The 9,529-nt window shown below is 65.6% G+C and carries 7 protein-coding genes; 6 read left to right on the top strand and 1 reads right to left on the bottom strand.

Going from position 1 to position 9,529, the window contains the following annotated elements:
* Positions 1-316: thiamine pyrophosphate-dependent enzyme (locus CCR82_RS04775; RefSeq protein WP_242513258.1), on the bottom strand; the 316-nt coding region annotated here is incomplete at its 3' end.
* 383 nt (positions 317-699) lie between these two features.
* On the opposite strand from CCR82_RS04775, the gene otsB reads away from it, so the two are divergent.
* From otsB to CCR82_RS04745, 6 genes are all read left to right on the top strand, one after another.
* A complete protein-coding gene (otsB, locus tag CCR82_RS04770) occupies positions 700-2,310 on the top strand; it encodes a trehalose-phosphatase (protein WP_201244270.1) in 1,611 nt (536 codons plus the stop codon).
* A gap of 277 nt (positions 2,311-2,587) precedes the next feature.
* On the top strand, positions 2,588-3,916 hold the full coding sequence (locus CCR82_RS04765; protein WP_201244269.1) for an erythromycin esterase family protein: 1,329 nt from the start codon (positions 2,588-2,590) through the stop codon (positions 3,914-3,916).
* Between the two features lie 54 nt (positions 3,917-3,970).
* Entirely contained in the window at positions 3,971-4,765 is a 795-nt protein-coding gene (locus tag CCR82_RS04760; protein WP_201244268.1) for an Fpg/Nei family DNA glycosylase, read from the top strand.
* 58 nt (positions 4,766-4,823) lie between these two features.
* Complete coding sequence (locus CCR82_RS04755; RefSeq protein WP_201244267.1) at positions 4,824-5,255, top strand: BON domain-containing protein; 432 nt, start codon at positions 4,824-4,826, stop codon at positions 5,253-5,255.
* A gap of 42 nt (positions 5,256-5,297) precedes the next feature.
* Positions 5,298-6,098 carry a DUF72 domain-containing protein gene (locus tag CCR82_RS04750; protein ID WP_201244266.1) on the top strand — a complete coding sequence of 267 codons (801 nt, stop codon included), beginning with the start codon at positions 5,298-5,300 and terminating at the stop codon, positions 6,096-6,098.
* On the top strand, positions 6,099-9,173 hold the full coding sequence (locus CCR82_RS04745; RefSeq protein WP_201244265.1) for an AMP-binding protein: 3,075 nt from the start codon (positions 6,099-6,101) through the stop codon (positions 9,171-9,173).
* Positions 9,174-9,529: the final 356 nt, after the last annotated feature.

Here is a 9,529-nt window from a genome sequence, read left to right as displayed (position 1 = left end):
GCGGCGTGCCGCGCCAGATCGATGCCGCAAACTCGCGGAACGACGGCACAAACCAGTCCTGCGCCTGCAACGCCGCCATCACCCCGACCTGCGCCGCCTCCTGACCGGAGACCGGAGCGAAGGTGCCGATCCGCCCCTGGCGCTGCAGGTTCAGCATCCGCTCGTCGAACCGCCGCGCTAGCAGCATCACCCGGTGCATCTGCTCGAGCTGCTCGTCGGAGACGTCCGGCGCCAGCGCTTCATCAAGATGGCCGTCCTCATCGAGGACCGATAGGTACTCGACCTTGCAGCTTAGATCGATCTCTTCTCTCGGCATGCCTAGACCCCCAGCCGTGACTTTCCTCCTCACAAAGGCAGGTTTCGTGCCATCACGCCCCCAGTGGCTAGCTTCCCGTCGTTGCCGTGACCACGGCTGCAAACACTCATCCGAACGTCGGCAAGGGTGGCTCGTTACCCGCAACGACGGTGGGTTTCCACCGACGTGGGGCCAGATGCACCATCGGATGGATCACCAGCGCCTTGCAAGGCCAAGCGAAAAGGCGAAAGCGTCGGTCCAGCACTCCGCACCCCTGTCATGACGGCATGGGCTTTGCCTCTAGTTTATGCACCTGATCGACCACTGATCGACTGGCCGGGGACTGCGACCAACGGCGCCACGACCAAGCGCATGTCCTGCCCTGGCCCTGGAATTGAGATGCCATGAGCGCTGCGATGACCGATGGACAGCCCGCGATGACCAACGCACGGCCGGTGTTCTCGCGCGACCGGCTCGATGCCGTGCTGTTCGACCTCGACGGCGTCCTGACCCGCACCGCCGAGATCCACGCCGAGGCTTGGAAAAGGCTGTTCGACGACTACCTGAGCGAGCGTCCGGCCACGGCCGGCGAGGATCACAGTCGGTTCGATGACGACCACGATTATCGCCGCTACGTCGATGGCCGACCGCGTCTCAAGGGCGTCAAGCATTTCCTCCTCGCGCGCGGCATCGATCTGCCCGAGGGCGAGCCCGATGACCCGCCCGAGCACGAGACCCTGCATGGGCTCGGCAACCGTAAGAACGCCCTCTTCCGCGAGCTGATCGAGCAGCGTGGCATCCATGTCTACGCCTGCGCGGTCGATCTGCTGCGACGGTTGCGCCGTGCCGGCTTTCGCACAGCGGTGGTCACGGCCAGCAAGAATTGCGAGCTCATCCTGCAACAGGCGGGGCTCAATGGGCTGTTCGATGAGCACCTGGATGGTGTCGAGGCCGAGGCACTGGAGCTGGCAGGCAAGCCCGACCCGGATACCTTCGTCGAGGCCGCCCAGCAGCTCGGCTGCGAGCCCAAGCGCGCGGCGGTGCTCGAGGACGCCACCGCGGGCGTGATGGCGGCGAGCCGTGGCCACTTCGGGCTGGTCATCGGCATCGATCGCGACGGCCAGCGCGAGTCGCTGCTGAGCAAGGGGGCCGATCTGGTGTTCGATGATCTGTGCCAAATCGGCATCGAATCGACCCATCGCGAGATGCCACCGTTACTCGAGGAGATGGCGCTCATCAGTGACCGACTCGCGGACAAGCAACCGGCGCTCTTTCTGGACTATGACGGCACCCTGACCCCGATCGTGGAGCGCCCGGCAGACGCCCAACTGAGCCACAGCATGCGCCGCGCCTTGCGGGACGCCGCTGAGCAGATGCCGCTGGCCGTGATCAGCGGTCGTGACTTGGACGACATCAGCGCCTTGGTCGGGCTCGACAACCTGATCTATGCCGGCAGTCACGGCTTCGATATCCGCGGCCCAGACCCGCGGCCGGATCTGCGGCCGGATCTGAGAATGGAGCTTCCCGAGGGCATCGACGCGCTCGATGCACTGCAACAGGCAGCCGCAACGCTCGAGGCGCGACTCGCGGACGTCGCCGGCGTCCGTGTCGAGCGCAAGCGCTTCGCGGTCGCGATCCATGTGCGCCAGGTCGCTGACAGGGATCTGCCGCGGGTGCGCGAGGCGGTCGACCAGACCCAACGCAGTCTCGACGGTCTCCGTCAGACCGGCGGCAAACGTCTTTTCGAGCTGCGCCCGGATGTCGACTGGGACAAGGGCCAGGCGCTGCGCTGGCTGCTCTCCGAGCTTGGGCTCGAGGGGCCCGACGTGCTGCCACTCTATCTCGGCGATGATGACACCGATGAGGATGCCTTCCGCGTGCTGCGCCAACTGGGTGGAATCAGCATCCTGGTCGCTGAAGCAGCGCGCCCAAGCGCCGCGGACTATCGCCTGCGCGCGCCCGATGACGTCGAGGCCCTGCTGATCTATCTGACGGGGCTTGAGCGCGATGCATGACGGGCGAGCGGTGGTGCATTTTGCCCAGTCGCGGGGGGCAATGCCCCGATAACCCTCACAACTGACCGCAACCAGCTGCCCCCTGCTCGCAATAGCAGCCTGCTCCAAGCTCGCCGAACAGCTGACATCCGCTCTTGGCCAAGATCTTGCTGCTATAGCGAACAGCGAACACACACAGCAAACAGCTGTAACGAATCGAGAGGCCTCCCAGCGAGTGGCCAGAACAGCCCCCCGTGCGTTCCGCCTCAACATTCAGTAGCCGACAAGAGCGTAGCTTATGTCCCTGCCGATCCCCGAGATCCTGACCCAAGCCGCCGAGCTCTTCGATGACCCGGACAGCGCGCCGATCGAGGGCCTACTGCAACGCATCGGCAGCGCACGCGTGGTGCTGCTCGGCGAGGCCACCCATGGCAGCTCGGAGTTCTATCGCATGCGAGCGCGCATCACCCGCGAGCTCATCGAGCACCATGGCTTCGACGTTGTCGCCGTCGAGGCGGATTGGCCCGATGCCCAGCGCATCGACACCTATGTGAGGCATCTCGATATTCAACCGCCGGACTGGCAGGCCTTCGCGCGCTTTCCCACCTGGATGTGGCGCAATGCCGAGGTCCATGACTTCGTCCAATGGCTGCGCGGCTATAACACCACCCACGCAGCCGCCCACGAGCGTGTCGGCTTCCACGGGCTGGACCTGTACAGCATGTTCTCGTCGATCGGCGCCGTGCTGGACTATCTCGAGGGCGTCGACCCGGAGACTGCCGCGCTCGCGCGCGAGCGCTATGGCTGCCTCAGCCCCTGGGAACAGGAGCCCGCCGACTACGGCGCGGCGGTGCTGACCGGCCGATGGGAGAGCTGCGAGACCGATGTATTATCGATGCTGAAAGACCTCCTGGCCAAGCGCCTCGACTACCAGCAGCAGGATGGACTGCGCTTCATGGACGCGGTCCAGAATGCCCGTGTCGTCGCCGACTCCGAGCAGTACTACCGGGCCATGTACTACGGCCGCGCCGAGTCCTGGAATCTCCGCGACAGCCACATGTTCGAGACCCTGCGCAGCTTGCTCGACTTTCGTGGCCCGGGCAGCAAAGCGGTGGTCTGGGAGCACAACTCGCATATCGGCGACGCCGCCGCCACCGAGATGAGTGCCCACGGCGAGACCAATGTCGGTGAGCTCTGCCGCCGTGAGTTTGGCGACGACGCCGCGCTGATCGGCTTTGGCACCGATCACGGCACCGTCGCCGCCGCCGATGACTGGGATGGGCCGATGCGCGTCAAGCAGGTTCGTCCAGCGATCAATGGCAGCTATGAGCGTCTCTGCCACGAGACCGGCCTCAGCGCGTTCACGCTGCCTTTGCGCAGCCGCAACGGCTTTAACGGTGATGCCGCCCAGCTTGGGGCCCTGCGCAGCGCGCTGATCAAGCCTCAGCTTGAGCGCGCGATCGGCGTCATCTACCGACCTGAGACCGAGCGCCAAAGCCACTATTTCAGCGCGAGCTTGCCGCGGCAGTTCGACGAGTACATCTGGTTCGACGAGACCACTGCGGTCACGCCATTGCCGACGCGACGAGCCGCTGGCCTGCCGGACACCTATCCGTTTGGGGTCTAGCTCTCGTTGAGCGTATTTGCCCGCACTGACCCTGAATGAGCCTGAGGTCGACTGATGCCCGAGCTCCCTGATGTCGAAGTCTATAAGCAGCGCGCTGATGCCTGGGCCGTCGGCGGCAGGATTCAGCATGTCAGTGCACCGCAGCCGGAGATCCTCGAGGGCGGCTCAGTGCAATCCTTGGGACGCGAGCTGCATGAGTGCAGACTGCAGCGCACTCGCCGCCACGGCAAGTTCCTGTTTCTGGGGCTCGATTCGGGTCGATGGCTGGTACTGCATTTCGGCATGAGCGGCCGTCTCGAGCGGTTCGACTGCTCGCAGGAGAGGCCGGCGCATACCGACTTCAGTCTCGAGCTCGAGGATGGCACCTGCCTTGCCTATGTCGCTCCCCGGAAGCTCGGGCTCATCTCCTTGATCGATGACCCCGACGACTTCATCGCCGAGCGTGAGCTCGGCGTCGACGCACTGAGCGTGGATCAGGACAGCTTTCTCGATCTCGCCAAGGGTCGTCGCTCAGGAGTCAAGTGCTGGCTGATGAGCCAGCAGATCCTGGCCGGTCTCGGCAACGTCTACTCCGACGAGATCCTCTACCGAGCCCGGATGCATCCCAAGACCAAGGTCTCCGATCTCAATGAGGACGCGCTGCGCGGGCTATTTGCCGCCCGTGCCGAGGTCCTAGAGATCAGCATCGAGGCAGGAGCTGATCCGCAGCGTCTACCAGACGACTTCCTGCTGCCGCACCGCGAAGCGGGCGCGGCCTGTCCACGCTGCGACGGCACCATCAGACCGCTCAAGGCCTGTGGCCGAACCGCGTATCTCTGCCCCGATTGCCAGCCACCGAACGGTCAATGAACACAAAGAGCGTCCTGGCCATGACTCATTACGCCGCTAGCAAACCCGTGAGGACATCATGTTTACTCAACTTCCGACTCCGTGGTCCCCAAGAACACCGCTATCCGCGAAGCGCCTCGTTTGGATACCGCTGGCCCTCGCGCTAGCCCTGGCGCTCCAACCCGCTGCCAAGGTCCAGGCTGAAGCCCCGACCGATGCCACAATCGCCAGCGGCGTTCGCCAAGCACTGGCAAATCACCCAGCCTTGGGCGATGAGCGCATCACGGTGGTGGTCCATAACGGCATCGTCGAGCTTTCCGGCTATGTCGACAGCAGGTTCGAGCGGGCCGTCGCCGACACCATCGCCGAACGCGTCGACGGGGTCCGCGCCATCGACAACCTGCTCGAGCGCCGAGAGCTGCCTTCGCGGCTGGTCGTCGAGCCTGCCAATGATCTCGACGCGGACGTCGATACCGGCCCGGACAGCCCAGTGGGGCCAGGCCTGCGCTGAGATGCCGCGCGCTATTCAGGGATCGCATCAGAATAACGAGTTATGGCAAGGCACCGCATCGGCACCTCCGGCTGGTCCTATGACCACTGGAATGGCCCCTTCTACCCGGAGACGCTACCGAGCGAGCGCCGTTTGCAGGCCTATGCGCAGACCTTCAACGGCGCCGAGATCAACAACAGCTTCTACCAGCTGCCCAGTGAGGATAGCCTCGCCGCTTGGCGCGACAGCGTGCCGGACGATTTCTGCTTCGCGGTCAAGGCGAGCCGCTACATCACCCACATGAAGAAGCTGAAGGACCCGGCGCAGGGGCTGACAACGTTGCTCGATCGCATGCGCATCCTGGGGCCCAAACGCGGCCCGCTACTGTTTCAGCTTCCACCGAAATGGCGGTTCAATCCCGAGCGCTTGGAGCAGTTCCTCGATGCGCTCAAGGATGCCAGCGAGGATGCCGGCCATGATGCCGGCGGGGATAAAGGGCGCTGGGCCTTCGAGTTTCGCGATCAGCGCTGGATCAACGACGAGAGCTTGGCGCTGCTCGAACGCTTCAACGCCGCCTTCTGCATCTATGACCTCGACGGCTACGAGACCGCTCCGCATCTCACCGCCGACTTCGTCTATCTGCGCCTGCACGGACCCAACGGCCCCTATCGCGGCTGCTACTCCAACCAGGCGCTCGAGCGATGGGCCGAGACCTTGCAAGGCTGGGCCGATCGCGGCCTGGACACCTACTGCTGGTTCGACAATGACGAAGCCGGCCATGCGCCACAGAATGCCCAGACCCTGGCTCAGATTCTCGGCTCGAATGGGTCTGCACAGATCAACGAACAGACGGAGGCAAGTTAAGTGAGCAGCGAGCGACGAGCGCTCAGTGAGATTCGAACACTGGATGAATTCATCTCACTGCTGCACGAGCGTGGCGATGCCATCGCGCTGGTGGAGCTCGAACGCGAGCGGCGTCGCGACTGGAGCGCCGAGACACTGGCGAACCAGGCGCAGCGCCTGGCCGCCGGACTTCGCAGCGCCGGGCTGGAGCCCGGCACGCGTGTCCTGCTCTATGCACCGAACTCGCCACAGTGGATCATCGCCTGCCTCGCCATCATCAGCACCGGGGCCATCCCGGTGCCGGTCGATAGCCAACTCGGTGAGCGCGACCTGGCTCATATCGCCGCCAACAGCGGCGCGCGCTGGGCCTTGACCACCGAGCGGCTGGCCAACAAGCTGCAGCAGGCCGCCGAGACGCAGCCAACGCTCGTCTTGCTCGATCGCGATGAGGGTAATGAGGAGCATGACACTGACGGCACCGATCGCGCTGATGAGCGCGATCAGGGTGCGCATGCCAGCGGCGACGACGACGCCAACGGCGATGCCCGACCCGCTGGCGCCCATTCAATCGCCAGATTGCTGCGGGAAACGCCTGATGAGGCGTCTGACACCACCCGCGACCTCGGCGAGCACCCCGATCCATCCGCCGAAGCGGTCCTGTTCTACACCTCCGGCACCTCCGGGCCGCCCAAGGGCGTCCCGCTGACCCATCACAACCTGCTGTCGAATCTCAAGGCGATCCTGAGCCAGGACATCGTCGATCCCAGCGATCGGCTGCTGCTGCCGCTGCCGCTGCATCACGTCTATCCGTTCTCGCTCGGGATGCTGGCCCCGCTGGCGCTCGGGATCGGCATCATCCTGCCCTACTCGCTGACCGGCCCACAGCTGGTGCGCGCGCTGAAGGAAGGCGAGGCCACCGCGATGCTCGGCATCCCGCGGCTCTACTCGGCGCTGCTCGACGCCATTGATCGGCGCGTCGCCGGTGCCGGGCGCCTCGCCAGCGCCGCCTTCTCGGGGCTGCTCGGCCTATCGATCGCGGTGCGTCAGAGGACCGGCATCACCCCCGGCGCGCCGCTGCTCGCACCTTTACGCCGTCGAGTGGCGCCAAAGCTGCGATTGCTCATCTCCGGTGGGGCCGCGCTCGAGGCCAAGACTGCCTGGCGGCTCGACGCGCTCGGCTGGCAGGTCGCAACCGGCTACGGGCTTACCGAAACCTCGCCGATCCTGACCTTCCTCGCCCCGCCCGAGCGACGCTTCGACAGCGCCGGGCGCGCCCTGCCCGGAGTCGAGCTCCGCATTCAAGCGCAGCAGCCCGGCAGCGACAAGGATCGCGACGACGCTGCGAGCGGCGCAGAGACGCCAAGCTCCAGTCAGGCAGCGGGCCAAGCGCAGGCAACAGAACAGACGCTGAATTCAGAGCACTCAAAGGCCGGTGAAGATGAGTCAGAGCCTGGTCAGGTGGGTGATCGGACACCAAGCCAAGACGGGATTCAGGCTCAAGGCGAGATCCAAGCCAAGGGGCCGAATATCTTCAACGGCTATCTGGATCTCCCCGAGAAGAACGCCGAGGTCTTCAGCGACGACGGCTGGCTGCGCACCGGCGACCTGGGCCATCTCGATGAGCAGGGCTGGCTCCATATCAGCGGTCGCACATCGGCGCGGATAGTGCTTGCCGGCGGCGAGAACATCGACCCCGAGCGCATCGAGGCGCGTCTCGAGCACTGCCCGTCGGTGCGCGAGGTCGGCTTGCTCGGCCACGAAGGCCGACTCGCGGCCGTCGTCGTACCAAAGGCTGAGGCCACGCGCGATCAGGATCAAGACCGCTTGCGACAGCAGATCAGCGACGAGATCACCGCGGCATCGCGCGAGCTGGCGAGCACCCAGCAGATCGACAGCCTGCGACTCGACCGCTCGCCACTGCCGCGCACCCGGCTCGGCAAGCTGCGCCGCCCTCGCCTCGCCGAGCGCTTCGAGACGCTGTCCAAAGGGGCCGAGACCGCCCCCGAGCCGGGGCTGGCGCCATTCGACGATCTCGCGCCAGAGGATCGCCAGCTGCTCGAGGACCCGGCCGCCCATCGAGTCTGGCACTGGCTCGGCGAGCGTTTCTCGGACCGTCCAATCACTCCGGATACCGATCTGAGCCTCGACCTCGGCATCGACTCGCTGGAATGGGTGGACCTGACCCTGGATCTGCAGCAGCAGGCCGGCCTGGCGCTCGACGAGGAGGCCATCGGTCGCATCGAGCGTGTACGCGATCTGCTGCAGGAGGCCATTGAGGCCGAGCAAACCGCAGTCACCGGAGCCACGCTCATCGAGCACTTGCAAGACCCGGAGGCGCAGCTCAACGAGACCGAGCGACAGCGCTTATCCCCGCCGCCGGCGCCATTACGATGGCTCGCGACGCTCGTGCATGCACTGGTGCGCCCGCTCCTGCGCGGGCCGTTTCGGTTGCAAGCGAGCGGGAGCGAGCAAATCCCCACCTCGGGCGCCTGTCTGCTGACGCCAAACCACCTCAGTGCCGTCGATCCGGGAGCGATCTTGGCCGTGCTTGATCACGCGCGTCGCCGCACCACCTGCTGGGGTGGCGCGACCGCGATCATGTTCAACCGGCCCTGGATGCGGTTGCTGAGCCGCGGCATGCGGGTGCTGCCGGTGGACCCCACCGGCAATCCGTTGACCAGCCTCGCGCTCGGTGCCGCCGCACTCGAGCAGGGCTGCATGCTGATCTGGTTCCCCGAGGGCCAACGCTCATCGAACGGGGAGCTGCAGACATTTCGCTCCGGTATCGGCTCGCTGGCCCTCGCCAGCAAGGTGCCCATCCTGCCGGTGCATCTCAGCGGCACCCGCGAGGCACTGCCGCCCGGCTCGCTGCGGCTCCGCCCACGCCCGGTCGAGCTGCGCATCGGCGCCCCGGTCGACGCCGAGACGCTCGCGCGGGAAGGTCAGGGAGAGGACGATGCCGAACGCATCGCCCATGCGCTTCAGGCGCGGGTCCGCGCCCTGGGTGCCGCCCCTGATCGCGTTTGTTCACCCCTGTCCATGTCAGCTCAGCCGCTCAGCCACTCAAGCCTGGGAAACACCTGGGATGGCGACTGATGACAGTCGTGGGGGTTTTAAACGTCTGTCGGGCGAAAACAACCACGCCGCTTCGCTGACAGGCCTCGGTTCGACCGTCGTTCAGCGGTCGGCCCCGCTGCGGCCAGGACCAAGGTCAGAGCAAGGCAGCAACGACTCCGTAAGCCGCCCTCACTCGCGCCCTCTAGCTCAGCGCCAAGGCCTGAGCACGGCAACGATCACCCCGAGCGGGATGGCACCGATGACCGACCGGCTCAGAAAAGTCACGAGTGGCATGCATTCTGCTCGAGTCGAGATAGCACAACGCGAGAGCGAGAGCGCGCATGGGGCTGACCCCTTTCAAGGGGACCAAGGCTCAAGGGGAACAAGACAACCTA

Origin of the sequence: Halochromatium salexigens (genome assembly GCF_016653295.1) — a bacterium.
Classification (GTDB): Bacteria; Pseudomonadota; Gammaproteobacteria; order Chromatiales; family Chromatiaceae; genus Lamprobacter; species Lamprobacter salexigens.
The sequence above is the reverse complement of the archived record's forward strand: the minus strand, read 5'-3'. Positions and strand labels throughout refer to the sequence as shown.